Genomic DNA, 25458 nt, shown 5'->3' on the forward strand with positions numbered 1-25458 from the left:
TCTCGTCGCCGACCTTGACCATGCCGCGCTCCACACGGCCGGTCGCGACGGTGCCGCGGCCGGTGATGGTGAAGACGTCCTCGACGGCCATGAGGAACGGCTTGTCGGTCTCACGGACCGGGTCCGGGAAGTAGTTGTCGACCGCGTCTAGAAGCTCCTGGATCGAGCCCTTCCACGCCTCGTCGCCCTCGAGCGCCTTGAGCGCCGAACCGCGAATGACGGGGATGTTGTCGCCGTCGAACTCGTACTCGGAGAGCAGCTCGCGAACCTCGAGCTCGACGAGCTCAAGAAGCTCTTCGTCGTCGACCATGTCGCACTTGTTGAGGTAGACGAGGATGTTCGGCACGCCCACCTGGCGGGCGAGCAGGATGTGCTCGCGGGTCTGGGCCATGGGACCGTCGGTGGCGGCAATCACCAGGATGGCGCCGTCCATCTGCGCGGCACCGGTGATCATGTTCTTGACGTAGTCGGCGTGGCCCGGGCAGTCGACGTGCGCGTAGTGGCGCTTATCCGACTCGTACTCCACGTGCGCGATGGCGATGGTGATACCGCGCTCGCGCTCTTCGGGGGCCTTGTCGATCTGATCGAACGGGGTGAAGTCGGCGAGACCCTTCTCGGCCTGCGTCTTGGTGATCGCGGCGGTGAGGGTGGTCTTGCCGTGGTCGACGTGACCGATGGTGCCGATGTTCATGTGCGGCTTGGTGCGCTCGAACTTCTTCTTTGCCATGTGTCTCCTCCTCCAAAGGACCTGATGCGACCGAGCCGGTCGCGGGTCACGGTCCCGTCTCCGGCCTGCCGAGATCGCGGCGCGATCGCAGCAGCATGGTGTGCTGTCTATTCGTTGCACGTCACGCGCCATGCGCGTTTCCGTGATGATGCCTGGTAGCGGCGACTGGACTCGAACCAGTGACATCACGGGTATGAACCGTGTGCTCTAACCAACTGAGCTACGCCGCCACGACGCCGACATCGCTGCCGACGTGATGACACGTGGAGCCCACAACCGGACTTGAACCGGTGACCTCTTCCTTACCAAGGAAGTGCTCTACCGACTGAGCTATGTGGGCGGAATGACCCCGCGTGCGCGGGGGCGATGATTGCTGGTGGGAGCGCTAGGATTCGAACCTAGGTAGGCGTAGCCAACGGGTTTACAGCCCGTCCCCTTTAGCCACTCGGGCACACTCCCAACAAAAAAAGCCGCACTCTATCACGTTTTCAAGTTGCTTGCCTGGCGACAGGCGAGAGGAATACTACTTCATCGTGAGAAACAGTGTCAACGACTACAACGGTGCCGGGCGTATCCAATGACGCAGTTCACAGATGCGTCGAAGGCGGCGCCGGATCCGCTACCTGACGTTCAGGCGGCTGTAAACGGGCGCGGTCACCGACACGCCCCGGACCGCCGCCTCGAGGTCCGCCATCGGCACGATTCTGTACCAGGCTGACCTGCCGCCTGTGATCACCGGCCTCGGGGTGTACCGCTCATTGGAGCGCTCGAACCACTCGCGCAGTTCGCGCATCGGCACGATCCGAAGCTCGTCACGATCTACGCCGAGCTCCGAGAAGAAGACACCATCGGGGCTTTCCAGCAGCGCTGCGATCTCCCCTTCGGGTCGCGGAATAGCGAGGCGGTAGTAGAACAGCTGGTCTGCGAGTGATGTGAGGACCCAGCCCGGTGTACGCGTCGCGGTATCGGCCATCGACTCGAGCGCGTAGCTGGCCGTGTCCTTCCGGTAGAACGTGAAGTCGCGGTTCGCGATCTTCGCCTCATCACTGCCGAAGTAGTAGTCGACCTTCACCTTCGCGGTGATTCTCGTCGGGCCCTCCAGGCGACGGATGTCGACTCCCGTGCCGTCGGCGCGCATCACGGGTGACAACTCGACGTCGCGAGATCCCGCCTGCTCCAGGTACCGACCGAGGATGCGCTTGCCCACCTCGTGGATGAGCGGCGAACCGGTAAGCAGCATCGTTAGAACTCCCCTTCGGACCGTCAGCGGGCCAGTCGTTCGTCGGCGACGCGCAGCCGACGGCTCAGCACTTCGAGTAGGCGGATGGCGATGGCCGGCATACGCTCGAGCAGCGACTTGAAGTCCCAGCTGGAGAGCATGAGGCAGTGAGTCTCATCGATCGCACGGATGGTGGCCGAACGCGGTGCGTTGTCGAGCAACGACATCTCGCCGAAGAAGTCGCCCGGGCCGAACGCACCAAGTCCCTGACCGTCCCGCTCGATGGCGACGCGTCCCGAAGTGATGAGGTAGAACGCCTGACCAGGCGTACCCTGGGTCACGATGATCTGATCCGGTGCGTACGTGTGCTCCTGGGAGACAGCGAGGATGCTCGCGATCTGCTCGGGCAGACAGCTCTCGAAAATCGGCACCCGGGACAGAAACTCCTCGTTCGTCATGGCAGCCTCCTCCGCACGGTACCTGCGCCCATGCTAGCCCAACGACAGCCTGCGGTGAAGCGCGCTGTGCATCGGCCGCGTGCATGATGCACAATGACCGCAGGTAACGGACCGTCACATCCGCAGGCGGGAGATGCGGTGGCGCTCTTCCTCGGTCTTTATCTCGGCCACGTCCTGGGCGACTTCGTCTTCCAGCCTGGTCGGCTCGTCGTCGCCAAACGACAGCGCCTGAACGCGGTCGTCCTTCATACGGCGATCGTCATCCTGTGCACTGCGCTCGTCTTGTTTGGCTCGCTCAGGCAGACGTGGCCGGCACTCGCACTCGCGGGTGGCGCGCACTTCGCCGTCGAACACCTCACCATCCGCGCCCGCCGGGCGCCCGGGACGTCGAACATCACGGTGTTCCTGCTCGATCAGGCACTCCACGTGGTGTCGCTGGCGATTATCGCGGCCGTCAGTCACGGCTCGCCCGCAACACCTGTGCTCGGGATGTGGGTGGTCACAGTGCGCGAGTTGGCGATTGCGTGTGCCGTCACCACGGTCGCCTTCGGCGGTTCGATCTTGGTGTTCGAGGCACAGGTGGCGCTCGTGGGGAACGCGACCGACCCCGACCCGATACTCGGATTCGACGCCGCCCGCGCATACGGGTTTGCGGAGCGGGGCGGCGCCCTGCTCGCGGCCCTCCTTCTGCCCTCGCCACTCCTGGGTCTCATCGTGTTCGCGCCGAGACTGGGGTTCGCGTCGTTCGGGCCGGCCGAACGCAGACGTTCGCAGCTGGCAGCCCTCGGTGTTGGTCTGGCGCTCTGCGTGGTTGCGTGGACGCTCGTGGGCGCCGTCGGCGCCTGACTGTGAAGGGAACGCACATGGCTCGCTCGCTCGCGCGGAAGAACGAGTTGCTCGCACGCTACCTCGCCGCCGCGATGCTCGCCGCGGTCACCTGGCTCGCACTGCGCGCGATGCCCTTCTACCCGCCCTGGCTCGAAGCCGCGCTCGCGCTCGCGACCGGCGTACTCGCCGCATTCTCGCCCGCCACCGCGTCGCTGCTGTTCGTGATCGTCCTCGCTTTGCCGGTGATGTGGGCCGACCTCATCGCAGGATTGGCGTTCCTCATCGGCGGGCTCATCGCCACGCAGTATCTGAGCATCGGGCGTGCCGGCGGGTTCCTCCTCGCAGTGCTCGGCGTGGCGGCGGTGCCGCTGCATGCCGAGTGGGCGGTGGTGGCAGTCGCCGGCTATCTGCTCGGGCGGGGCAAGGGTGCGCTGACCGGCGTGACCGTGCTGCTGACCGTCGTGGCCGCAGGCATCGCGCTCGGCGCGCCTGTGATCGGCACCGTGGCCACAGGAGGCAGCGCACCGGGGACGGTGGCCTTTGCGGCCTCCCCCGAGGGTGCGCTCGGCTTCGGCTGGCTCGCGCAGGCGCTCGAGTCCGCGGATCCCGGCCGGGCGCTCGACGCCGTGCTTGGGATCGACCGGCCACTACTCGTGGGCGCCCAGGCGCTGCTGTGGGCACTCGCGGGGGCTGTTGGCGCAGCCGTTCGACGGCCAGTGAATCGCGTCGTCGCGTTGGCCGGGCCCGCTGCGGCCGTGATGGTGCTCGCGCTCGGGAGCCTGGCGCTCGATACGGCGTTCGACGGGCCGGTCGCAGCCTCCAGACTGCTCGCGACCGCCGCAGTCTCGCTCCCGCTCGCGCTTGCCGGCACCGCCGTAGCGCTGTGGGTGTTCCCCGAGCGAGCGATCTCCCTCGGCACTGCCACCCCCGCTGCGTCGCGCGACGTGGACGACCTACTGCGCACCATCGCGGCCGCCGAAGACGAACTCGCATCACGGCACAACACCGAGGCCGTCGTCCTCATCACCGACATGAAGTCGTTCTCGGCCATGACCGAGGAGATCGGCAGCGTCGAGTCGGCGAAGATCGTCCAGCGCCACCGCGACCTCCTGCTCCCCATCATCGCTTCGCACCGGGGGAAGGGCGCGCCGACCGGCGGAGACGGCCTGGTCGCTGCGTTCGGTTCAGCCGCAGACGCAGTGGCTGCTGCTGCAGACATACAGGCCGCGCTCGAGGGGTACACCGGCTCAGACCGATCCCCGCACGAGCTGTCGGTGCGCGTGGGAATCGCCTCGGGCGAAGTCGTGCTCGATGCTGCCGGCTGCCCGTTCCTAGGGGGAGCGCTCAACCTCGCCGCCCGCGTGATGGACCTCGCCGACGGCGGACACATCATGATGACGGGCCAGGTGGCGAGCGCGTCCGCACTGGCGCCCGACCGGTTGCATGCTCACGGAGAGTACAAGCTCAAGAACATCGCCGAAGCAGTGCCGGTAGCGGAGTACCTCTGGCGTGAGGGCATCATCGAGCCACAGGAGATCCGCGCCTCGTGAGGCACCACGCTGCCGACGCACAACGGCCCGGGCATCTGCCCGGGCCGCGTGTCATCTGGAGCCGGCGGAGGGAGTCGAACCCACAACCTATCGCTTACAAGGCGATTGCTCTGCCGTTGAGCTACGCCGGCGGCGCGCACCATTGTAGCTGGACGGTTGTAGGAACGGCCAGGTTCTAGCAGGCGTGAACGAGTTCGATCTGGAACTCGATCTTGCGCTTTATGCGCTGCAGCGCGTTGTCGACCGACTTCACGCCACGATCAAGCACCTCGGCCACTTCCTGGTACGACTTGCCGTCGACGTACAGGCGCAGCACCTCGGTCTCGAAGGGTGAGAGCACCTGGAGGAAGCCTTCGCGGATGCTCATCGTCTCCCATGCGGAGATCACGATCTCGGCAGGGTCACAGACCTCGCGTGCTGCGAGAATGTCGGCAAGCACCCGGTCGCCCTCTTCCTCGACCGTGGCCGAGCGGCTGAGTGAGACGTAGCTATTGAGCGGCGAATGCTTCTGCCGCGTGGCCGACTTGATCGCAGTGATGAGCTGGCGAGTGATGCACAGCTCGGCGAACGAACGGAAGCTCGCCTGACGCGACGGGTCGTAGTCGCGGATGGCCTTGTACAGACCGATCATGCCTTCCTGGATGACGTCATCACGGTCGGCACCGGCGAGGAAGTAAGAGCGCGCCTTGCAGCGCACGAATCCCCGGTAGCGTGATACCAGCGCAGCGCTGGCAGCCTCGTCCCCCCGCTGTGCAGCGACGATAAGTGTGAGTTCGTCGCAGCGGTCGAGTCTACGTCGTGAGTCCCCAAGTGTCCTTTGCAATTCGTGTTCCCTCCCACGAAGCCCCCCGGTCTCGAGGGGGAGGAGTGTGGCCAGCGTTCGCCGCTTGTGAATCGCGTTACTTGACGAACACAAACGACGATAGCATCGCGAGGGCCGGTGTCAACGCGTTCCGAGAAGCCTGAACAAGCCTGACCTGCACTACTGGTGTTCGTTAATCATCTTTCTGCATAGATACGTCTCCGCGCACCCACCGTGCAAGCGTCGCCCCGACGTTCGCGTCGATGCGCTCGCTCACGGGAACGCGTCGCGGCACGGTCGTGCTCTCCGAACGGCGCTCGGCCTCCCCCGCCAGCTCGTCGACGAACGTGGCGGCGGAGAGCACCGACACGCTTCCCGAGAATACCGTATCTCGCGTGGCGCCGTCCGAGGTCACGACCACCGCGCGCTCCCCACGCTCGCGGAAGCGGCGCGCAAGGCCTTCGATGACCGTATCGGCCGAGACGCCCGCTTTCGAGAAGATGACCGTGAGCGATCCCAGGTGATGGGGCGCGCCGTCCGAAGCGGGATTCCCCGCGCCGTCGAACACCACGATCGTCCGGGGGCCGCCCTGGGCGAAACCCGCCAGCTCCGCAACCAGTCGCGCCCGCGCAGCATCGAGATCGTCGCTGAGCGCCGGGCCGAGAACCGGGTGCGCGTGGAGCACGTTGTAGCCGTCGATGATGTAGTGGTCGCGGCTCACGCGTCCCGTCTCACCCACTCGAACGCAAGCACGGTCGTGGCCTGCGCGACGTTAAGCGACGAGACGTGGCCGGCAACGGGGATGCGAACGAGGAAGTCACAGCGCTCCCGTGTGAGCCGGGCTAGACCGCTGCCCTCGGCGCCCATGACGAGCGCCAGCCGACCGGCTAGCGGGGCGTCCCACAGATCCTGCTCGCCCCGCTCGTCAGCACCGGCGACCCAGTAGTCCGCGTCTTTGAGTTCCTGGAGCGCGCGGGCCAGGTTGCCCACCTGGACCACCGGCAGATAGGCGGTCGCACCCGCAGACGCCTTGTGGGCGACGGGCCCGACGGACGCGGAACGGTCCTTCGGGATGATGACGGCGTCAGCGCCTGCGACCTCAGCCGAACGGACCACGGCACCCAGATTCCCTGGGTCGGTCACATGGTCGAGGACGACAACGAGGGAGCGCTCGCGACCAGCGGTCGCGCTCGTCACCTCGGCAAGCTCCGTGTAGAGGAAGGGACGCGCGGTCGCCACCACACCCTGGTGGGCGCCCCGCGCGCTCTGGCGGTCGAGCGCCTGTCGCGCGACAGTCTCGATGCGGACCCCCGCGCGGTCGGCCCGCTCGCGGATCTCGTCGAGCACGGAATCGGACCGCAGGCCGTCGGCGATGGCGATGCGCTCGAGCGTAACGCCGGCCCGAAGCGCCTCAAGTACCGCGTTACGCCCCTCGATCAGCTCGCTCATCGCCGCTCTACCCGCGACCGTGGAAGACGACCCGTGCACCCGACGGCGTGTCTTCGATGGTGAATCCGAGGCGCGCGAGCCCATCGCGGACCGCATCGGCAGCGCCCCAGTTACGCTCGATTCGTGCAGCCGACCGCGCCGCGAGCAGGGAGTCGACCGCCGTACGCGTGTCAGGACCCGCATAGCCGGCGAGGTCTCGCGCGAGCTCCAGGACGTCCGGCGGGTACTCGTTCATTTGATCAGCGCCGACGGTGGACACGCCGAGCACGCCAAGCAGGTCGCGAAGTGCGTCGCCGGCCTCATCAAGACGCGCAACGTAGCGTGCGTTGTCGCCGATGCCATGACGCTCCAGGAACGTGTTCAGGATCCGAACCAGGTCGAAGAGCGCCGCGAGCGCACCGGCCGAGTTGAAATCGTCATCCATCGCCTCGGCGAACCCCGCGCGCGCGACGCCGGGCGCTGCCTCCAGTGCTTCGATTGCCGATGGGGTGGCCTCGGTGAGCGCCCCGTTGGCGCGATTGCGCTTGGCCCACTCGAGGTTCCTGAGCGGCGTGACGAGCCGCTCGTACGAGCGCGACGCGTCGTCGAGCCGGTCGGAGGAGAAGTCGAGCGGGCTGCGGTAGTGCGTTTGGAGCATGAGAATGCGCACAACAGGCGCCGGATACTTCTCGAGGACCTCATTCAGCAGCATGAAATTGCCGAGCGACTTGCTCATCTTCTCGGCGTTCACCTGCAGCAGGCCCCCGTGCAGCCAATAGCGCACGAACGGCTCACCGGTCGCGGCCTCGGACTGCGCGATCTCGTTCTCGTGGTGCGGGAAGATCAGGTCGCTCGCACCGCCGTGGATATCGAACGTGAGACCCAGCTCCTGCTCGGACATGACCGAGCACTCGAGATGCCACCCGGGTCGGCCGTCGCCCCACGGGCTGGGCCAGTGCGGCTCGCCCGGCTTGGCGGCCTTCCACAGCGCGAAGTCGAGCGGGTCTTGCTTGCGCTCGTCCACGTCCACGCGCGCCCCCGACTCGAGGTCATCGATGTTGCGGCCCGACAACTTGCCGTATTCGGAGAAGCTGCGGACCGCGAAGTAGACGTCGCCGTCGACCGCGTAGGCGTGACCGCGCTCGATGAGCCGCTCGGTCATCGCGATCATGGCGGGAATCGTCTCGGTGGCCTTGGGTGAAACGGTGGGACGCTCGACGCCGAGCGCGTCCATGGCCTGGCGGAACGCAAGCGTGTAGTCGGTAGCCACCTCGGCGGGACTACGACCCTCTTCGGCGGCACGCGCGATGATCTTGTCGTCCACGTCGGTGATGTTCTGGACGAACCGGACGTCGTACCCCGCGTGCTTCAGGTATCGCCGGATGACGTCGAAGGTGAGAAACGTGCGCGCGTTTCCGATGTGGATGTGGTTGTAGACGGTCGGACCGCAGACGTACATGGCCACGGAACCCGGATCGCGAGGAACGAACTCCTCTTTCGAACGGCTGAGGGTGTTATAGACCCGGATCGTCATCGTCGTCCTCTCCTGCTTCCGGAGCTTCGCCGAAGACGGCCGTTCCGGCCTCGGCGCTCAAGTCCTCGTCCCGCGCGAGCCGTGCTTCGAGGCGGTCGATGCGGCGCGCCGTCGAGCGGTACATCTCCACGATCGGGTCGGGCAGGTCCTCGTGATGGAGGTCGACCACATCGACCCGCTGGCCTTCGCGCACCACGACCCGGCCCGGAATACCCACGACCGTGCATGTCGCAGGCACGTCCGCGATCACGACCGCGCCGGCGCCCACACGGGAGCCGCGACCGATCACGATGTTGCCGAGTACCGTGGCCCCAACGCCGACCACGGCGAAGTCCTCGATCGTGGGATGCCGCTTGCCGTGTTCCTTGCCCGTACCGCCGAGCGTGACGCCCTGATAGAGCGTGACGTCGTTGCCGATGATGGTCGTCTCGCCGATGACCACGCCCATGCCATGATCGATGAAGAAACGATCGCCGATGACCGCGCCGGGGTGGATCTCGATCCCCGTCCGTCGGCGCACCAGCTGACTGATGTAGCGCGCAAGCCATGTGTGGCCGGACCTGTGCAGCCGATGCGTCACGCGGTGCCACCATACCGCCCACAGACCCGGGTAGTTGGTGAGCGCCGAGAAGGTCGAGAGGCACGCCGGGTCACGCTCTTTGACCGCAGCGATGTCTGCCTTGATGCGGGAGACCACGGGCACCCGACCTTACCTCCCTCTTCTCCCGGCCACAGGTCGCATTACTATCATGTCACGTTGCGGACCGTGTCAACCGAGCGCGCGTTCCAGCCTCACGAGGCAGACCGAGCGAGGGATCACGTCGAGCAGAAGCGCGATGGGGAGCCCGTGGGCGGGACCGGTGAGCGCCGCTCGCAACGAGGGCAGCGCGATCCTGAGTGGCAGCCCGGCTCCGGCGTACGTGGCGCGCACACGATCTTCAAGGTCCTCGCCAGTCGACTCGCCGGGCGCTGTCGAGAGCGCCCGGATCGCGAGGTCGATCGAGCGAACACCCTCGGATGAACGGAGCAGTGTGACCGCCTCCTCGTCGGCGGGCGCCGTCCCCACGACCGCGTCCACCAGCGGTCCCACATCGGAGAGCCGCGCCAGGTCGGCGCTGATACGGGTGACGAACAGATCGAGATCCAGCCATTCGGGCACGTCCGGCACCATGGCACGCACCGCCGCCAGCAGCTCCGCGTGCGGAAGCGCATGCAGGTGACGCGTGGTGAGCGAGGCCAGGCGGGCGGGGTCGTGGACCGCCGACGCCACGGACACCCGGTCGAGCGAGAACGACGCGATGAGATCATCGGCGCTCAGAAGCTGCCGCCCCGCCGGGTCCGACCAACCGAGCTGGGCCACATGCTGGAGCACCGCGGCCGGCGAATGACCTGCAGCGGCCAGCGCGGCAACGGTAGTCGCGCCGCCGGACTTCGAGAGCGGGGAGCCAGTGGGACCGGTCACGAGCGGCAGATGGGCGAAGCGGGGAGCCGATGCGGCAAGCGCATCGTAGATCAGCAGCTGGCGCGCCGTGTTGGTGAGGTGGTCGGCGCCACGGAGAACGGTGGTGATATCCATCTCCAGGTCGTCGGTCACACAGGCGAGGTCATAGGTGGCGGTGCCGTCCGAGCGGACGAGTACGAAGTCGCCGATGTCGGCGACGGGCACAGCGATGTCGCCGAAGACGGCGTCCACGAAGCGGATCACGTCACCGGCCGGCACCCGAAACCGCCAGGCGTGAGGTTCACCGGCGGCGATACGCGTCTCGGCGGCCGCTGCATCGAGTCCTCGGCAGCGCCCGCTGTAGCGCGGAGGCCGATTCGCCGCTGCAGCGACGCTGCGGTCGACGGCGAGCTGGTCGGTCGTGCAGAAACACGGGTAAAGGAAGCCGGCACCGCGGAGACGCGCAAACGTGGTCCGATAGCGCTCCTGGCGCTCGCTCTGCCGATACGGCGCGTGCGGCCCGCCCACATCCGGACCTTCGTCCCACGTCAGGCCGAGCCAGGCCAGATCGGATGAGATCGCCTCTTCGGCACCGGTGACGACCGAGGCGGCGTTCGTGTCCTCGATGCGCAGGATGAACGCGCCTCCGGTGGCACGGGCGAGCAACCAGTTGTACAGGGCCGTTCGGGCACCGCCGAGGTGAAGGCCCCCGGTCGGGCTCGGTGCGAACCGCACGCGCTCGCTCACGGCGTCACACGCTCCAGCAGCACGACAGCCTGGGCCCCGATACCCTCTCCCCTGCCTTCGAAACCAAGGCCCTCGGTGGTCGTGGCCTTCACGCCCACACGCTCCACCTCGACACCGAGCGCCTCGGCGATCCGCGCGCGCATCTCGTGGCGATACGGTGCGATTCTCGGGCGCTCCAGCACGAGCACGGTATCGGCGTCGATGAGGCGGAAGCCACCCTCGGCCATGAGCGAGCTCACCCGCGTGAGCAGCTCCAAGCTCGAGATGCCCGCATAGGCGGGGTCGGTGTCGGGGAAGAGGCGCCCGATGTCGCCCTTGCGCATCGCGCCGAGGATCGCGTCCATGAGCGCGTGCACGAGCACGTCGGCATCCGAGTGGCCCACAAGGCCCACGCCGTTGGGCACCTCGACTCCGCCCAAGACGAGCGCCCGGCCTTCGGCGAACGCATGGACGTCGTAGCCGATGCCGACTCTGAGGTCACTCATCGCTTGCCTCCGCTCTCGCCTCGAGCAGACGCTCGACGACAAGCAGGTCCTCGGGGACGGTGATCTTGAGGTTGTCGCGCGGACCGGTGAACATGGCGACCGCGCCACCGGCGCGCTCGACAAGTGAAGCGTCGTCGGTGCCCGGTATGCCGCTGGCGGCAGCCGAGGCGTATGCGGCGCGTAGCGCGGCGGCGCGGAAGATCTGCGGCGTCTGCGCCGCCCAGACCAGCGCACGATCGAGGGTCCCGGAGACGCGCCCCTGCGGGTCCACGAGCTTGAGCGTGTCGTAGGAGGGGTGTCCGACAACGATGCCGTCGAGCGACGGGTCCGCCTCGAGCGCCGCGACCGCATCGGTGATGAGGCCGGGCGTGACGAGCGGCCGAGCGCCGTCATGCACCATGATCACGTCCGCTTCGGTCGAGACAGCTTCGAGTCCGGCTGCAACCGACTCCTGCCGCGTGTCGCCGCCACCAACCACCGCAACCACCTTCGGGGAGCCAAGAGGCTCCACGGCCGCGGCGGTGTACTCGCCGATGCGTTCCGGGTGGACGACAACGACGATCTCATCGACCGCCGGGCAGATGGCGAAAGCGGCGATCGTGTGCTGCAGCACAGGACGCCCGGCGAGCGAGGCAAGCTGCTTTCCGTCTGCAAGACCGGTGCGCTCCCCCGAACCGCCCGCGACGATGATCGCAGCGTTCACGAGACCTCCCTGATGCGGGCGAAGACCATCCTGCCTGCGCTCGTTTGCAGCACCGAGGTCACCTCAGTATCGATATCCGTGCCGACGGCCGAGGCAGCCTCGGCCACCACGACCATCGTACCGTCGGCCAGGTAGCCGACGCCCTGCCCCGCTTCCTTGCCCTCCTTGGTGATGGCGATGTGCAGCCCATCTCCGGGCAGGAGCACCGGCCGCAGGGCCTCGGCGGCTTCGTTGACGTTGAGGACCGCGGCGCCCTCGACGCGGGCCACCTTGGTGAGGTTGAAATCGACGGTCACGACCGTGCCGCCGCTCGAAAGCGCGAGCTTCACGAGCTTCGCATCCACGGTGGGGATCTCCGCGAAGTCCGACTCCATCACGAGCACGCTGTTCTCGCCGGTGGCGAGCGTGGTCAGCAGGTCGAGTCCGCGCCGACCGCGTGCCCTGCGCGCGTCGTCAGCCGAGTCGGCGAGCGTCTGCAGTTCGACCAGGACGAAACGAGGAACCCTGAGCGGGCCCTCGAGCATGCCGGACTTGGCCAGCTCGGCGAAGCGCCCATCGATGATGGCGCTCGTGTCGAGCAGCTTCGGCGGGCGTTCGTCAGTCGGAGCGGCGGCTCCGAACGACCACGTGAGGGTCTCGTCGCGGCTCGGCAGCAGGAAGAGGCTCGTGCTCGCATACGCGCAGAACACGTAAAGGAGCACGGTCACGACGAATCCGAGCCACTCGGGCCTCTCGAGATACCTGAACAGCGATGACGAGATGAGGAACGCCATAAGCAGGCCTACGACAAAACCGACCGATCCCAGCAGCAAAGCCGGGGTGCGGAGTTCGGCAAGCTTCTGGTGAATGCGCCGGTACGCGGAGGTGGCCTCACGACCGATGATGCCGCCGAGGACGTACCCGATCGAAGCTCCCAGGATGATGAAGACGAAGATGACGAAGCCTTCTGAGAACCCGGTCTGTGCCGTCCAGTCGACTTGTTGCGAGACCGCGAATCCGCCGAGGGCGCCCACTGTGACGAGTGCCACACGAGTGAGCTGTACGAACATGGCCTCGACGCCCAAACGTCAGATGCCTCCTCTGACGAGCGCCGTCACCTCCTTTGGGTCGCGGACCGTCTAACGGTCGAGCCAACGATACATATAATGGAATGGATTATACAATCTTAGCACAGCGACCTGCAGCGGCCCTACAGCACGGCGCGTTCGCGCATGCGCCGGAGTCCCTCTCGAATCGCCTGGGCCCGCCGGGCGCCGACACCGTCGACGTCGTCAAGCTGCTGCTCGGTGGCCTCGAGGAGCGCCTTGACGGTGCCGAAGCGATCCACCAGACGATTGGTCACCGTGCCGGGAAGTAACGGCACACGATGCAGGAGCCGGTAGCCCTTTGGCCGCACATGCAGCTCGTCGACATCGCCCTTAGCAGCGAATCCGAGCGCGCCGGCAAGAGCCGCCGGGTCGAGCAGCTGCTCGGGCGTGAGCGCCGCAAGCCGCGTGAGCGCAGCTGCCGCCTTGCGGGGACCCTGATCGGGGATGTAGTCCCGCACGAGCATCAGGAAGTCCTCCTCAGCCCCAACGGTGAGTTCCTCGGCCTGCATGCGTACGAGCCGGCCTTCCGCCCCGAGCTCGATGACGTAGCGATTGAGCTCTCGGCCGACCCGGCGCAGCATCTCGAAGCGGTGGATCACGAGGGCGACGTCGCCGAACGTGACCATGTCCTCGAATTCGAGCGCTGTCAGATGTGCCGATACCTCGGTAAGGCGGGTCCGGTAGCGCTCGAGTGTCTGAAGCGCCTGGCTCGCTTTGGAGAGCACCACGTCTATGTCCTCGAGCCAGAGCCGGTCCCCGTCGCGGTAGAGGCTCACGACCTCGCGGCGCTGGGAGACGGAGATGACGAGCGCGTCGGTCTGACGGCTCACCCTCTCGGCCGTCCGATGCCGCATGCCGGTCTCCGAGGTAGGAAGCGCCGGGTTGGGCATGAGGTGCACGTTGGCGCGACGGAGGCGGGTCGCGCCCGCGTCCAGCAGGATGGCGCCGTCCATCTTTGCGAGCTCGAACAGGCGCTGGGGAGTGAACGGCGCGTCGATCACGAAGCCGCCGTTGCTGAGCGAGTCGACGCCCTTCTCATCGCCGATGACGATGAGCGCTCCCGTGCGACCGGCGATGACATTGTCCAGCGCCTGCCTGAGCGGCGTCCCCGGCGCGACGGACTTGAGTGCCGCGAGCATCACGTCCTCACGCATCACGCCCGGCTCACCTCCCCGTTACGACATCTCTACCTGGATTCTGCCACGACCGCCGACGCCTCACCAGCGGTCCTATCCGAATGCTCGCTCCAGCGCGTCGCTGAGCGAGCGAACCGCAACGTGCCCGGGAGCGCTGATGCCCTTGAGCTCCGGCCCGAACGACCGTGAAAAGCCCATCCTCGCCGCCTCGCGCAGTCTTGCCTCGGCATGCGGCACACCACGCACGTCGCCGGTGAGACCGACCTCGCCGAACGCGACCGCGTCCGCAGGCAGCGGGCGATCGCTCCTGGACGAGGCGAGCGCGAGAGCGAGCGGCAGGTCGACGGCGGGCTCGGTCACCCGCACGCCTCCGGCAACCGACACGTACACATCGTACGTGCCGAGTCCGACATCGGCACGCCGCTCGAGGATCGCGAGCACCTGGAGGAGGCGCGCGTTCTCGATGCCCACCGACAGCCGCCTCGGCACCTGGAGATAGGTGGGCGTGACCAACGCTTGCACCTCGACCAGAAGCGGCCGACTGCCTTCCATCGTCGCCATGACCGCCGAGCCCGCCACGCCGCCCGCGCGGCCAGCGAGCAGAGCGCTCGACGGCTGCCCGACCTCGGCAAGGCCGTCTCCGGTCATCTCGAAGATCCCGATGTCGGAGACGGAGCCGAAACGGTTCTTCGCTGCCCGCACGATGCGAAACGCGTGATCGGCGTCGCCCTCAAAGTAGAGCACCGTGTCCACGACGTGTTCCAGAACGCGGGGGCCGGAGATCGTGCCGTCTTTGGTGACGTGTCCCACGAGGATCAGCGTCACGTCGTGCGTCTTGGCCATGCGCACCAGCCGCGCAGCGGTGGCCCGGACCTGCCCGACGCTCCCCGGGACGCCATCGAGCCCCGGATCGAACAGCGTCTGCACGGAATCGACGATGACCACCTGCGGCCGCTCCGCGAGAACGGTGGCCTCGATCGCCGCTGCATCCACCTCGGGCAGCAACATGATGCCGTCCGACGCGCCCACGCGATCGGCGCGGGCACGAACCTGCTGCGCGGACTCCTCGCCGCACACGTAGAGCACCGGTACGCCGCGACCGCCGAGCGTGCCGGCGGCCTGGAGCAGGAGCGTCGACTTGCCGATGCCCGGCTCACCGCCGATGAGCACCGCCGAGCCGCGCACCAGTCCACCGCCGAGTACCGTGTCGAGCTCGCCGATGCCTGTAGGGAAGCGCATCTCCGGTGAAAGCGTCACGTCCGCGAGCGAGGTGACCGGTCGGGCCGTACCCACGGCCGAAGAACCGCCTGTCCGCTGCGGCGCCTGTGCCTCTTCGGCGAACGTGCCGTACTCGCCGCACTCCGGGCACCGACCCAGCCAGCGCGCAGCCGCATGGCCGCACTGCTGGCAGCGCCAGGAGCTGTGCGGCTTCGGCATGCTACGCGCCTGCCGCGCCGCCGGCTGCCCCCGAGCCACGACGCGTGCGAGGTGCACGCGACACCGTGGTCGCCTTCGGCGTCACGGCCGCTGGAGCGGCAGCTGCAGGTACGTCTTCGCCCTCGCCTTTGTGGAAGACGATCTGCTCGCCTTCCACGGTCACGAGCACAGTGTCACCCGGAAGCCACTCGCCGGCGAGCAGCTGCTCGGAGAGCGGGTCCTCAACTAGTCGCTGGATCGCGCGGCGGAGCGGTCGGGCGCCCATCGCGGAATCGAAGCCGCTCTTGGCGAGCAGCGTTCTGGCTTCGGCGCTCAGGCGGATACCCACGCCCTGCACGAGGAGCTGCTCGCGCACGCGCGCAATCAGCAGGTCCACGATCGCCTCGATCTCCTCGGCGACCAGATCGTGGAAGACGATGACCTCGTCCACGCGATTCAGCAGCTCGGGGCGGAACATCTTCTTGAGCTCGCCGGTGACCCGCTCCTTGAGCGTGTCGTACGCGAGCCCCGTGGTCTCCTGCATCGAGAAGCCGAGGCTGCGACCCTTGCCGATGTCGCGCGCGCCGAGGTTCGACGTGAGGATGATGATCGCGTTCTTGAAGTCCACCTTCCGCCCCTGGGCGTCGGTGAGACGGCCCTCTTCGAAGATCTGGAGCAGCACGTTGAACACGTCCGGGTGCGCCTTCTCGATCTCGTCGAACAGGATGACCGAATAGGGACGGCGGCGGACGGCCTCGGTGAGCTGACCGCCCTCATCAAAGCCGACGTAGCCCGGAGGCGAGCCGACCAGACGCGAGACGGTGTGCTTCTCCATGTACTCGCTCATGTCGAGCGAGATGAGCGCGTCTTCACTGCCGAAGAGGAATGCCGCGAGCGCCTTGGCGAGCTCGGTCTTGCCTACGCCGGAGGGGCCGAGGAAGATGAACGACCCTGCCGGGCGCGAGGGGTCCTTGAGCCCGGCCCGCGTACGGCGGATGGCCTTCGAGACAGCGATGACGGCCTCGTCCTGACCCACGATGCGCTCGTGGATGCTCGTCTCCATGCGGAGCAGCTTCTCCGTTTCTTCCTCGGTGAGGCTCGCGACCGGGATGCCCGTCCACATCGACACGACGTCGGCGATCTCGCGTTCGGTGACTTCGACGATACGCTGGGTGTCCGGCTTGCGCCACTCGTTTTCCATTGCGCGCTTCTCGGCAAGGACCTGCTTCTCATTGTCCCGAAGGGACGCAGCCTTCTCGAACTCCTGCGCCTCGATCGCCGCTTCCTTCTCCTGACGCACCTGCTTGAGGCGCTCGTCGACCTCGCGCACACCGGGAGGGGCGGTCATCATCTTGATGCGCATCTTGCTGCCGGCTTCGTCCACCAGATCGATGGCCTTGTCGGGTAGGAAGCGATCCGAGATGTAGCGGGCCGCAAGCGTCGCGGCGGCCTCGAGCGCGGCGTCGGTGTACGAGACGCGATGGTGCGCCTCGTAGCGGTCGCGCAGACCACGCAGGATGTCGAGCGTCTGCTCGATCGTCGGCTCACCGACCATGATGGGCTGGAAGCGCCGCTCGAGCGCCGGGTCCTTCTCCACGTACTTGCGGAACTCGTCGAGCGTGGTGGCGCCGATGGTCTGCAGCTCGCCGCGCGCCAACGCGGGCTTGATGATCGATGCCGCATCGATCGCGCCTTCGGCGGCACCTGCTCCGACGAGTGTGTGCATCTCGTCAACGAACAGGATGATGTCGCCGCGCTCGCGAATCTCCTTCATGACCTTCTTGAGGCGCTCCTCGAACTCGCCGCGGTACTTGCTGCCGGCGACGAGCGCCGCAAGGTCGAGCGTGTAGAGCTGCTTGTCGCGGAGGGTCTCAGGAACCTCGTCGGCGGCGATGAGCTGGGCGAGACCCTCGACGACCGCCGTCTTGCCGACACCGGGCTCTCCGATGAGTACCGGGTTGTTCTTGGTGCGGCGCGACAGGATCTGCATCACGCGCTCGATCTCCTGCTCGCGGCCGACCACCGGATCGAGCTTGCCCTCGACCGAGGCACGCGTGAGGTTCCGCCCGAACTCGTCGAGCAGCGCGCCCTCGCTACCGCGACCCCCACGTCGCTCTTCGGTGGGCTCGGTCTGCTTGCCGTAGTACCCGCTCAGCAGCTGGATGACGGCCGAGCGCACCTTCTCGAGGTCGGCGCCGAGATTCAGGAGCACCTGGGCGGCGACACCCTCGCCCTCGCGGATAAGGCCGAGCAGGATGTGCTCGGTGCCGATGTAGTTGTGGCCGAGCTGCAGTGCCTCGCGCAGGCTGAGCTCGAGGACCTTCTTGGCCCGGGGCGTGAACGGGATGTGACCCGTTGGCACATAGGTGCCGCGACCGATGAGTTCCTCGACCTGCTGGTGGACATCCTCGAGCGAGATATCGAGGCTCTCGAGCGCCTTGGCGGCGATGCCGTCCTGCTCGCGGATGAGGCCGAGCAGCAGGTGCTCCGTGCCGATGTAGTTCTGGTTGAGCATGCGCGCTTCTTCCTGCGCATACACGACCACCCGGCGGGCCTTCTCTGTGAAACGTTCGAACATCTCGGGTCACTCCTATCGTAAGCGCCACGCGGGACGCAACGGGATTCGCACGCCTATTCTACCCCGCCCGCTGACATGGGTCGAAGCGTACGCGCGACGAAGCAAGCCTGATGCCACGGGATGTGAGCGCCCGGCACTCACATCCGGGCGCGGTGTCGGCGGCGGTGCCTACGCTTCCGGGCGCATGTTCGGGAAGAGCAGCACGTCCCGGATAGAGGCGCTGTCGGTGAGCAGCATGACGAGCCGGTCGATGCCGATGCCCAGGCCGCCGGCGGGCGGCATGCCGTACTCCTGGGCGCGCAGGTAATCCTCGTCGACCCACATCGCTTCGACGTCACCTGCGTCCTTGGCAGCGGCCTGCGCCTCGAAGCGGGCGCGCTGGTCAGCCGGATCGATCAGCTCCGAGAACGCATTCGCGAACTCGCGGCCGGTGATGATCAGCTCGAATCGGTCGGTGAGCGCCGGGTCGGCATCGTTGCGCCGCGCCAGCGGCGACGTCTCGGCCGGGTACAGCGTCACGAACGTCGGCTCGATGAGCGTGTGCTCCACGAGCTTCTCGAACAGTTCGTTCAGCAGCTTGCCGGGGCCCCATGCGGATTCCACAGGAACCTCGTGCTTCGCGCACTCGGCACGAAGCTCCTCAAGCGGCGTATGAACCGACAGCTCGCGTCCGGCCGCCTCGCTCACGAGCTCGGCCATCGGCGCCTGACGCCACGGCGAGACGAGCGAGACCGATGTGCCCTGGTACTCGAAGTCGAGCGTCCCGAGGACCTCGGATGCCACGCTCGTGATAAGCGATTCGGTGAGCTCCCGCATCGTCTCCATGTTTCCGAACGCCTGATACGCCTCGAGCATGGTGAACTCGGGGTTGTGGCGTGGCGACATGCCCTCGTTGCGGAACGAGCGGTTGATCTCGAAGACGCGCTCGAAGCCGCCAACAAGCAGACGCTTCAGGTACAGCTCCGGGGCGATCCGCAGGTACAGGTCCATGTCGAGCGCGTTGTGATGCGTCACGAACGGCCGCGCGGTCGCGCCGCCCGGGATCGGCTGCAGCATGGGCGTCTCGACCTCGAGGAACCCACGCCCCGCCATGAACACCCGGATGGCCGAGATGACCGCGAACCGGGTCTCGAAAACGTCGCGTACCTCGGGGTTGGCGATGAGATCCACGTAACGCTGACGATACCGGGTCTCCGTGTCTGCGAGGCCGTGGTACTTCTCGGGCAGAGGGCGGATCGACTTCGAAAGCAGCAGCAGCTCTGTCGGCGACAGCGAGAGCTCCCCCCGACGGGTGCGAAGCACCGAGCCGGTCGCCCCCACCCAGTCGCCGAGATCGAGGTCACAGGCGGCGGCGAACGCCTCATCGCCGAGCACGTTCGGCCGGCAGAAGAGCTGGATCTCGCCCGAACCGTCCCGGATGACGAGGAAGAGCACCTTGCCCTGGTCGCGCTTCGCGATCACGCGTCCTGCAAGACCGATGGTGTCGTCGGTCTCGGCGCCTGCCTCCAGAGATGCATACGTCTGCGCAACGGCCGCAGCGACCGATGTCCGCTCAAAGGAGTCCCGGTACGGCTCTATGCCGTCGCGCCGCAGGGCGCCGACCTTGGCCAGCCGGACTGCTACCGCGTCCTCGGCCTGTCGTTCGTCTGTGCGCGGCTCGTCGGACATGGCCCCCCGCTACTTGGTGATGGACACGACCTCATACTCGATGACCGCGCCGCGGGGGGTCGTGACGCGAACGACGTCGCCCTTCTTGGCACCGATTACCGCCTGGCCCACGGGCGACTCGTTGGAGATGCGGTTGTGTGTCGGATCCGCTTCGGCCGAGCCGACGAGCTGGTACACGAACACCTCGTCCGCGCCCAGGTCCTTGAGGTGCACCCGCGTGCCGAGGCTAACGCGATCGCGGCGCTTCGGGGACTCGATGATCGTTGCGTTCGCGAGGATCTGGCTGATCTCGGCAATGCGGCTCTCGACCCAGGCCTGCTCGTTCTTGGCGTCGTCGTACTCGGAGTTCTCCGAGATGTCGCCGAAGTCCTTGGCCTCACGAATGCGCTCGCCCACCTCGTGGCGCCTGACCGTCTCCAGGTGGAGCAGTTCCTCCTCGAGCCGTGCCTGGCCTTCGGGGGTGAGTGCTATCTCCTTCTGCATGTATGACTCCTGTAGATCGGTCTACAACGGTGACAGGCTTCGTGCGCCGCTGCCCGCGATTGGCTCACGAGAGTATAGCGGCGCCTCCTGACTCCGACAAGCAGGACATGCAAGAGGGCGCCGTCGGGCGCCCTCGATGCAGGTAGGTTGCCGCTCTCGCGCTATTCGTCCGAAGGTGTCTCGGGCTTCTCGACCTTCGTGACCGGCTCTTCGTCGTCGGTCGACTTCAGGCCCTCGTCCATGCCTTCCTTGAGCGCCTTAGCCGACTTGCCGAACATCTTCGCAAGCTTCGGGAGCTGCGTGGGGCCGAACAGCAGTAGCACTACCGCAAGGATGGCCCATATCTCCCATCCACCGGGCAAACCGAATGCCGCCATGTAGCCTCCTCGATCCAAGGCCCGCACCGCCGGGTGCCGACCCGTGTGAACGAACGTCAGCTTACCACCTACGACTATACCCGCGCCACGCCCTCTCGGCGCGAGAGGTAGTACAGGGTGTGTAGCAACTCCTGCACCGGGTCCGTGTTGTGGAGCATCACGCTGTCGGGAACGCGGACGATGACCGGCGTGTAGTTGAGCACAACGCGCACGCCGGCACGGGCCAGCTCATCGGTGACACGCTGTGCGGCCTCGGGCGGAACCGCGACGACACCGATGCGGATCTTCTGCTCCTTGAGCGTCACATCAAGGGCAGCGACGTCCTGGACCACGATGTCGCCGATACGCGTCCCTATCTTCTTCGGGTCGTCGTCGAAGATCGCAGTGACGACGAACCCGTGCTGCTTCAGTCCGTTGTACCCGGCGATCGCGGAACCCAGGTTGCCTGCCCCCACCAGCGCCAACCGGTGTACGTGGTCCGAGCCGAGAATGTGCTGGATCCGCTCGACAAGCAGCGCGATGTTGTAACCGACGCCCCGCTTGCCGAAGGAGCCGAAGTACGTGAGATCGCGCCGGATCTGCGCGGGGTTCACCGAGGTGAGCTCACCGAGTCGCGCGGAAGACACGGTGCATGCACCGTCCGCCCGCAACTGGATGAGTATGCTCAGATACGCAGGCAGGCGCTCGATGACGCCTTCCGGGATGCGCGGTGCTTCGTGTTCGGTCATTGTGCTGATGTCGCTCCCCGATTCGGCGTATGCGACATGGTAACGCGCTGTTACAAAGTCGCACAAGCCCCGGAGTCAGGTGCGCCCGGTCGACTCCCGGATGAGCCGGATGACATCGGCGCGGGTGACGATCCCGGAGAGCCGACGATCCTCTACCACAAGGATCGCGCCGCGACCGCCGGGCTCGAGCTTGTGGAGCACGCTGTCGACCGAGGCGCTTGGTGCCGCCACGATGTCGGCGAGGTCCGCCGCGGCCACGTCCCTGACGTACGTGGATGGCCACGTGTCGCGCGGTATCTCACGGACACGCGCCAGGTCGATGAGTCCGACCACATGGCCGTTCTCTACCACCGGATACCGGGTGTGCCTGCCGCCCAGGAAGTACGAGTGCGCCATCTCCTCGAGCGACGCGTCTGCGGGAGCAAGCTGCGCGGGCGACGACATGATCTGGCGGAGGGGGACCGCCGCCAGTGTGGAACGCACCACCTGCTGTTGGTACGCGCCTGCCGACATGTTCGACAGGAACCAGCCCATCACCGCAAGCCACACCAGATCGAAGGTCCCAAGCAGCACGCCCATGACCGCGGCGGCGATAAGGGCCAACCCGATCGCCTGGCCCGCGCGGCTCGCCCATCGCGTGGCCTTGAGCATGTCCCCGGTTACGGCCCACAACAGCGCCCGTAAGACCCGTCCGCCGTCGAGAGGGAACCCCGGCAAGAGGTTGAACACCGCAAGCGAGATGTTGATGATGCCGAGATACTCGATGGGGACCCAGACCACATCGGTCACATCAAGCGCCGACAGGAGAGCGCTCGCGGCGAGCGCAGTGCCGCCGATGAGGACACTCGTGGCTGGTCCGGCCACCGCCAGAAGGAACTCGTGCCCGGGGCTACGCGGCTCGTCCTCCATCTGAGATACGCCGCCGAGCGCGAACAGCGTGACCTTGGAGACCCGCAGTCCCCCGGCCCGCGCAACGAGCGAGTGCGCCAGCTCGTGCAAGACGAGCGACCCAAAGAAGGCCAGGGCCGTGAGCACGCCGAGGACCACGTACAGCACGGACTCGCGATCAGGCAAGGCCGCGGGCAGATAGCTCAGAGTCAGCGTCGAGGCCACCAGAAAGAAGACGATGAGCCAGCTCGCGTCAATCTCAAGCGGGATGCCGAATGGCTTCCCGATCCGAACCGATGGTAGCCCGAACATCACTCACCTGCCTACGACGGACGGAGGCTCAGAACGCGGCGCCCTCAAGCGCCGTCGCACAGACGCACGGACGCTCGGCGGGAAGCGTGGGGATCATGGCGAACAGCAAGTCCTTGACCTTCTGGTTGCTCGCCGCGAACATCCGCACCACCTCTTCGTTGGTGACGGGCTCCCCGAGACCCTCCACACCGGCGTCATGGTCGGTGATGATCGAGATGTTGCAGTAACACATCTCCAGCTCGCGCGCGAGGTACGACTCGGGGTACTGAGTCATGTTGATGACCTCCCAGCCATGGGAGGCGAACCACCGCGACTCGGCGCGCGTCGAGAACCTCGGACCCTGGATCACCACGACGGTACCGCGCTCATGCACGGTGATGCCAAGCTCCCGCGCCTTCTCGGTGGCGACGGCGCGCATGGTCGGGCAGTACGGGTCGGCCGACGACACATGTGTGGTGGTGGGGCCGTCGTAGAACGTGTCCTTGCGCCCCCACGTCCGGTCGACGAACTGGTCGCAGATCACGAAGTCTCCGGGCTTCACGCTGGCCTGAAGCGAGCCACACGCGTTCGGACCGATGATCCTGGTGACCCCCAGGTGCTTCATCGCCCATACGTTCGCGCGGTAGTTGATCATGTGGGGCGGCAGCGTATGCTTGGAGCCATGCCGCGGCAGGAACGCGACCGTGCGGCCGCCGATCTCACCCACCATCAGGCTATCGGACGGAGCGCCGTAGGGGGTGTCCACCTTCACCTCGACGGGGTTCTCCAGCAGTGAGTAGAAACCGCTACCGCCGAAAACGCCGATCTCCGCCTGGGGCTGGCTCATCTCTCGCTCCTCACGCCCGGTGCGACCGGGAATCACTACGTCGTGTCACCCGAGAATTGTAGCCCATGCCACCGGCAGTCACGCGATCAGCGCGTACTGACCGTCCTCGACGGGTGCCGCCGGACGATCGTCCTCAAGCGCACGCGGAGCCCACAGGGGCCGACGGAAGAGGTTCCCGGCGTCGGTCCAGGGCTCCTCGATCCTCGAAGCCGAAGCCGCGGCTGCGATGAACCCGGCCGTCTTCGCATCGAGGTTGTCGGCGTGGTGGAGCATGAGCGCCTCGAGCGTGCACGGTCGCTTCGGCGAACCCCACTCCAGCTCACCGTGGTGCGCCAGCAGCACATGAGATAGCCTCGTGCCGGCCTCATGTGACACGACAGAACCAAGCGACTCGATGGCAGCCCGGACCCGGCGCTCACCGAGCACAACGTGCCCGATCATCCTCCCGTCGTCGGTGTAGCCGATGCCAGTGGTGTACTCGAGTTCATCGACTTTGCCGACATCGTGAAGCAGCGCGCCAGCCAGCAGGAGGTCCGCATCGGCGTGCGGGTACAGGCCGCACAATGCCTGGCACAGGGAGGCCACGCCAACGGTGTGCTCCATCAGGCCACCGATGTAGGCATGATGGTAGGCCTGTGAAGCCGGACACGCCTTGAAGCGCTTCATGAACGATGAATCCGCGAAGACCGACCGCACTACAGCCGAGAACCCGGGATCCGTCACGGACTTCACGAGAACACGCATCCCGGAGAGCAGCTCGGCCTGATCGCGCGTGCCGGACGGTATGAGATCGGCGGGGTCGTACTGCCTGACCTCGCGCATCGCCGTCGCCGTGACCCGCAAGATGCCACGGTACACCGTGGCAGCGCCCCGAACGCGTACTACCGTGCCCGCGGGTATCGCCGCGGCGTCTGGCGTCGGACGGAACATCACGGCGTTCACGCGGCCTGTCCGGTCTGACAGCTCGAGCGCGAGGTACGTGTCTCCCGTACGGGCTGCCCGCAGCTCCCTGGCCGCCAGCGCGAATACCGCGTCGATCCGCTCGCCTTCGGTGAGTTCCGCGATGAACCGCCGACCCATGATGCACCTCCGCCGCCTCGTTCACTCCTACACGCCAGGAGCATAGCGGGGTGCACTGACATCGTACCCCAGGGGGGGTCAGGGTAGCAGGCGTATCCGTGCGAGCATCCCCGGCTCGACCGAGTAACGCTCGGCCGCACTGCCGAGGTGGACCGCGACCGTCAGCCAACCGGAGGAGTCGACGAGTGCGACAGGTTCGCCTTCGGCGACATCCGAGTAGGTGCTTCCGAAGGGCAGTTCGAGCATCGCGTGTCCGAGCGCGATCTCAAGTCGGCCCTGGTCCAAGCCTCGCGCCAGCACCTCCTGCGCGGACACCGCTACCCGTATAGAACCAAAGCGGTCCGTGTCGATGACCTCCGCGACAGTCGTGTCGCCCTCAAGGTGGCCCGGCTGAAACGGCGCCTCGGCGAGCGTCGAAGGATCCACGGACGAACCGAAGGCGGCGACGTCGACGCCGCATGCAAGCAACGCGGCGGCCGGGGCAAGGACATCCCGGGCGTGGAAGGTGGCCAGCGGCGCATGAAAGTCCAGGTGGCTAGCGTCTATCGCATAGGCGCCCTCGACGCCGCCGAGACGCCACGTTGCGGGCAGAAGTACACCGTTGTCCGGGCCGACAAAGACCGTCCCCATCCCCGTCACCAGCACCAAGTTCCGACGGCCGCCCCCGACGCCGGGATCTGCAACCACCAGATGGATGGCATCCGGAAGCTGCCAGGCACCCGCCGCGGCGACCGCGGACGCTTTGCGGATGTCGTACGGCGGGATGTCGTGGGCCATATCGACGACGCGGACTTGCGGGCACGCGCGGTAGATGACCGCATGACAAACGCCCACCCACGCGTCGCTCGTTCCGAAGTCTGAGGTGAAGCACACGATCGACTGCATCAGGTGTCCTTCGTCATCGGGCGGACCCGCCATCCGCTAGTATGGTCCCATACGGCAACCAGTGGAGGTGG

At 66.8% G+C, this 25458-nt stretch carries 25 protein-coding genes and 4 tRNA genes; 2 read left to right on the forward strand and 27 right to left on the reverse strand.

Annotated features, from left to right (window positions below; genetic code table 11):
* The 6 genes from Q7W51_07320 to Q7W51_07345 form a co-directional block, all read right to left on the reverse strand.
* On the reverse strand, window positions 1–727 hold a 727-nt coding region (locus Q7W51_07320; protein ID MDO8848179.1), incomplete at its 3' end, for an elongation factor Tu.
* 153 nt (window positions 728–880) lie between these two features.
* Window positions 881–957, reverse strand: a tRNA-Met gene (locus Q7W51_07325).
* Between the two features lie 34 nt (window positions 958–991).
* A tRNA-Thr gene (locus Q7W51_07330) sits at window positions 992–1067 on the reverse strand.
* A 34-nt stretch (window positions 1068–1101) separates the two neighbouring features.
* A tRNA-Tyr gene (locus Q7W51_07335) sits at window positions 1102–1186 on the reverse strand.
* A 160-nt stretch (window positions 1187–1346) separates the two neighbouring features.
* Window positions 1347–1967: a hypothetical protein gene (locus Q7W51_07340; GenBank protein ID MDO8848180.1), complete on the reverse strand. Its 621-nt coding sequence runs from the start codon at window positions 1965–1967 to the stop codon at window positions 1347–1349.
* A gap of 23 nt (window positions 1968–1990) precedes the next feature.
* Window positions 1991–2404 (reverse strand): cyclic nucleotide-binding domain-containing protein, encoded by a 414-nt coding sequence (locus tag Q7W51_07345; protein MDO8848181.1) that lies wholly within the window; start codon window positions 2402–2404, stop codon window positions 1991–1993.
* Between the two features lie 138 nt (window positions 2405–2542).
* Here Q7W51_07345 and Q7W51_07350 point away from each other — a divergent pair, with 138 nt between their 5' ends.
* Complete coding sequence (locus Q7W51_07350; GenBank protein MDO8848182.1) at window positions 2543–3250, forward strand: DUF3307 domain-containing protein; 708 nt, start codon at window positions 2543–2545, stop codon at window positions 3248–3250.
* Window positions 3251–3267: 17 nt separating this feature from the next.
* On the forward strand, window positions 3268–4782 hold the full coding sequence (locus Q7W51_07355; GenBank protein MDO8848183.1) for an adenylate/guanylate cyclase domain-containing protein: 1515 nt from the start codon (window positions 3268–3270) through the stop codon (window positions 4780–4782).
* Window positions 4783–4838: 56 nt separating this feature from the next.
* On the opposite strand, the gene Q7W51_07360 is transcribed toward Q7W51_07355, so the two are convergent.
* From Q7W51_07360 to Q7W51_07460, 21 genes are all read right to left on the reverse strand, one after another.
* Window positions 4839–4913, reverse strand: a tRNA-Thr gene (locus tag Q7W51_07360).
* Window positions 4914–4957: 44 nt separating this feature from the next.
* On the reverse strand, window positions 4958–5605 hold the full coding sequence (gene sigH / locus Q7W51_07365; GenBank protein ID MDO8848184.1) for an RNA polymerase sporulation sigma factor SigH: 648 nt from the start codon (window positions 5603–5605) through the stop codon (window positions 4958–4960).
* A gap of 172 nt (window positions 5606–5777) precedes the next feature.
* The gene (locus Q7W51_07370) at window positions 5778–6305 is read right to left on the reverse strand and encodes an NYN domain-containing protein (GenBank protein MDO8848185.1); all 528 of its coding nucleotides are present in this window, start codon (window positions 6303–6305) and stop codon (window positions 5778–5780) included.
* Window positions 6302–7033: a 23S rRNA (guanosine(2251)-2'-O)-methyltransferase RlmB gene (gene rlmB / locus Q7W51_07375; protein MDO8848186.1), complete on the reverse strand. Its 732-nt coding sequence runs from the start codon at window positions 7031–7033 to the stop codon at window positions 6302–6304. The genes Q7W51_07370 and rlmB overlap by 4 nt, the downstream gene beginning before the upstream one ends.
* A 7-nt stretch (window positions 7034–7040) precedes the next feature.
* The gene (gene cysS, locus Q7W51_07380; GenBank protein ID MDO8848187.1) at window positions 7041–8546 is read right to left on the reverse strand and encodes a cysteine--tRNA ligase; all 1506 of its coding nucleotides are present in this window, start codon (window positions 8544–8546) and stop codon (window positions 7041–7043) included.
* Complete coding sequence (cysE, locus tag Q7W51_07385) at window positions 8527–9243, reverse strand: serine O-acetyltransferase (protein MDO8848188.1); 717 nt, start codon at window positions 9241–9243, stop codon at window positions 8527–8529. Before cysE ends, cysS begins: the two co-directional genes overlap by 20 nt.
* 72 nt (window positions 9244–9315) lie before the next feature.
* On the reverse strand, window positions 9316–10734 hold the full coding sequence (gltX, locus tag Q7W51_07390; protein MDO8848189.1) for a glutamate--tRNA ligase: 1419 nt from the start codon (window positions 10732–10734) through the stop codon (window positions 9316–9318).
* Complete coding sequence (ispF, locus tag Q7W51_07395; protein MDO8848190.1) at window positions 10731–11219, reverse strand: 2-C-methyl-D-erythritol 2,4-cyclodiphosphate synthase; 489 nt, start codon at window positions 11217–11219, stop codon at window positions 10731–10733. The genes gltX and ispF overlap by 4 nt, the downstream gene beginning before the upstream one ends.
* Window positions 11212–11922 (reverse strand): 2-C-methyl-D-erythritol 4-phosphate cytidylyltransferase, encoded by a 711-nt coding sequence (gene ispD, locus Q7W51_07400; GenBank protein ID MDO8848191.1) that lies wholly within the window; start codon window positions 11920–11922, stop codon window positions 11212–11214. Before ispD ends, ispF begins: the two co-directional genes overlap by 8 nt.
* Window positions 11919–12986 (reverse strand): PIN/TRAM domain-containing protein, encoded by a 1068-nt coding sequence (locus Q7W51_07405; protein MDO8848192.1) that lies wholly within the window; start codon window positions 12984–12986, stop codon window positions 11919–11921. Before Q7W51_07405 ends, ispD begins: the two co-directional genes overlap by 4 nt.
* 125 nt (window positions 12987–13111) lie before the next feature.
* A complete protein-coding gene (gene disA, locus Q7W51_07410; GenBank protein ID MDO8848193.1) occupies window positions 13112–14164 on the reverse strand; it encodes a DNA integrity scanning diadenylate cyclase DisA in 1053 nt (350 codons plus the stop codon).
* 75 nt (window positions 14165–14239) lie between these two features.
* Complete coding sequence (radA, locus tag Q7W51_07415) at window positions 14240–15583, reverse strand: DNA repair protein RadA (GenBank protein ID MDO8848194.1); 1344 nt, start codon at window positions 15581–15583, stop codon at window positions 14240–14242.
* A gap of 1 nt (window position 15584) precedes the next feature.
* Complete coding sequence (locus Q7W51_07420; protein MDO8848195.1) at window positions 15585–18140, reverse strand: ATP-dependent Clp protease ATP-binding subunit; 2556 nt, start codon at window positions 18138–18140, stop codon at window positions 15585–15587.
* A 168-nt stretch (window positions 18141–18308) separates the two neighbouring features.
* Window positions 18309–19808: a lysine--tRNA ligase gene (gene lysS / locus Q7W51_07425; GenBank protein ID MDO8848196.1), complete on the reverse strand. Its 1500-nt coding sequence runs from the start codon at window positions 19806–19808 to the stop codon at window positions 18309–18311.
* Window positions 19809–19817: 9 nt separating this feature from the next.
* Window positions 19818–20291 carry a transcription elongation factor GreA gene (greA, locus tag Q7W51_07430; GenBank protein MDO8848197.1) on the reverse strand — a complete coding sequence of 158 codons (474 nt, stop codon included), beginning with the start codon at window positions 20289–20291 and terminating at the stop codon, window positions 19818–19820.
* A 161-nt stretch (window positions 20292–20452) separates the two neighbouring features.
* Entirely contained in the window at window positions 20453–20668 is a 216-nt protein-coding gene (locus Q7W51_07435; protein MDO8848198.1) for a twin-arginine translocase TatA/TatE family subunit, read from the reverse strand.
* Between the two features lie 74 nt (window positions 20669–20742).
* Window positions 20743–21396, reverse strand: coding sequence for a redox-sensing transcriptional repressor Rex (locus Q7W51_07440; GenBank protein ID MDO8848199.1), 654 nt, complete (start codon window positions 21394–21396; stop codon window positions 20743–20745).
* A gap of 75 nt (window positions 21397–21471) precedes the next feature.
* Window positions 21472–22596, reverse strand: a complete 1125-nt coding sequence (locus tag Q7W51_07445; GenBank protein MDO8848200.1) for a site-2 protease family protein — start codon at window positions 22594–22596, stop codon at window positions 21472–21474.
* Between the two features lie 28 nt (window positions 22597–22624).
* Window positions 22625–23422: an S-methyl-5'-thioadenosine phosphorylase gene (locus Q7W51_07450; protein MDO8848201.1), complete on the reverse strand. Its 798-nt coding sequence runs from the start codon at window positions 23420–23422 to the stop codon at window positions 22625–22627.
* Window positions 23423–23500: 78 nt separating this feature from the next.
* Window positions 23501–24502 (reverse strand): HD domain-containing protein, encoded by a 1002-nt coding sequence (locus Q7W51_07455; protein MDO8848202.1) that lies wholly within the window; start codon window positions 24500–24502, stop codon window positions 23501–23503.
* A gap of 78 nt (window positions 24503–24580) precedes the next feature.
* Entirely contained in the window at window positions 24581–25387 is an 807-nt protein-coding gene (locus Q7W51_07460; protein MDO8848203.1) for an SAM-dependent chlorinase/fluorinase, read from the reverse strand.
* Window positions 25388–25458 lie beyond the last annotated feature (71 nt).

This window comes from Coriobacteriia bacterium, from assembly GCA_030652115.1.
GTDB lineage: Bacteria > Actinomycetota > Coriobacteriia > Anaerosomatales > Anaerosomataceae > UBA6100.

What these genes read in the sequence shown, in the direction of transcription:
- greA (MDO8848197.1), bottom strand. Translation starts at nt 20,291, where the DNA reads ATGCAGAAGGAGATAGCACTCACCCCCGAAGGCCAGGCACGGCTCGAG.
- Q7W51_07450 (MDO8848201.1), bottom strand. Translation starts at nt 23,422, where the DNA reads ATGAGCCAGCCCCAGGCGGAGATCGGCGTTTTCGGCGGTAGCGGTTTC.
- ispF (MDO8848190.1), bottom strand. Translation starts at nt 11,219, where the DNA reads ATGAGTGACCTCAGAGTCGGCATCGGCTACGACGTCCATGCGTTCGCC.
- Q7W51_07435 (MDO8848198.1), bottom strand. Translation starts at nt 20,668, where the DNA reads ATGGCGGCATTCGGTTTGCCCGGTGGATGGGAGATATGGGCCATCCTT.
- Q7W51_07345 (MDO8848181.1), bottom strand. Translation starts at nt 2,404, where the DNA reads ATGACGAACGAGGAGTTTCTGTCCCGGGTGCCGATTTTCGAGAGCTGT.
- cysS (MDO8848187.1), bottom strand. Translation starts at nt 8,546, where the DNA reads ATGACGATCCGGGTCTATAACACCCTCAGCCGTTCGAAAGAGGAGTTC.
- Q7W51_07340 (MDO8848180.1), bottom strand. Translation starts at nt 1,967, where the DNA reads ATGCTGCTTACCGGTTCGCCGCTCATCCACGAGGTGGGCAAGCGCATC.
- Q7W51_07455 (MDO8848202.1), bottom strand. Translation starts at nt 24,502, where the DNA reads ATGGGTCGGCGGTTCATCGCGGAACTCACCGAAGGCGAGCGGATCGAC.
- Q7W51_07460 (MDO8848203.1), bottom strand. Translation starts at nt 25,387, where the DNA reads ATGCAGTCGATCGTGTGCTTCACCTCAGACTTCGGAACGAGCGACGCG.
- Q7W51_07445 (MDO8848200.1), bottom strand. Translation starts at nt 22,596, where the DNA reads ATGTTCGGGCTACCATCGGTTCGGATCGGGAAGCCATTCGGCATCCCG.
- Q7W51_07440 (MDO8848199.1), bottom strand. Translation starts at nt 21,396, where the DNA reads ATGACCGAACACGAAGCACCGCGCATCCCGGAAGGCGTCATCGAGCGC.
- rlmB (MDO8848186.1), bottom strand. Translation starts at nt 7,033, where the DNA reads ATGAGCGAGCTGATCGAGGGGCGTAACGCGGTACTTGAGGCGCTTCGG.
- radA (MDO8848194.1), bottom strand. Translation starts at nt 15,583, where the DNA reads ATGCCGAAGCCGCACAGCTCCTGGCGCTGCCAGCAGTGCGGCCATGCG.
- Q7W51_07420 (MDO8848195.1), bottom strand. Translation starts at nt 18,140, where the DNA reads ATGTTCGAACGTTTCACAGAGAAGGCCCGCCGGGTGGTCGTGTATGCG.
- lysS (MDO8848196.1), bottom strand. Translation starts at nt 19,808, where the DNA reads ATGTCCGACGAGCCGCGCACAGACGAACGACAGGCCGAGGACGCGGTA.
- Q7W51_07355 (MDO8848183.1), top strand. Translation starts at nt 3,268, where the DNA reads ATGGCTCGCTCGCTCGCGCGGAAGAACGAGTTGCTCGCACGCTACCTC.
- disA (MDO8848193.1), bottom strand. Translation starts at nt 14,164, where the DNA reads ATGCGTGAGGACGTGATGCTCGCGGCACTCAAGTCCGTCGCGCCGGGG.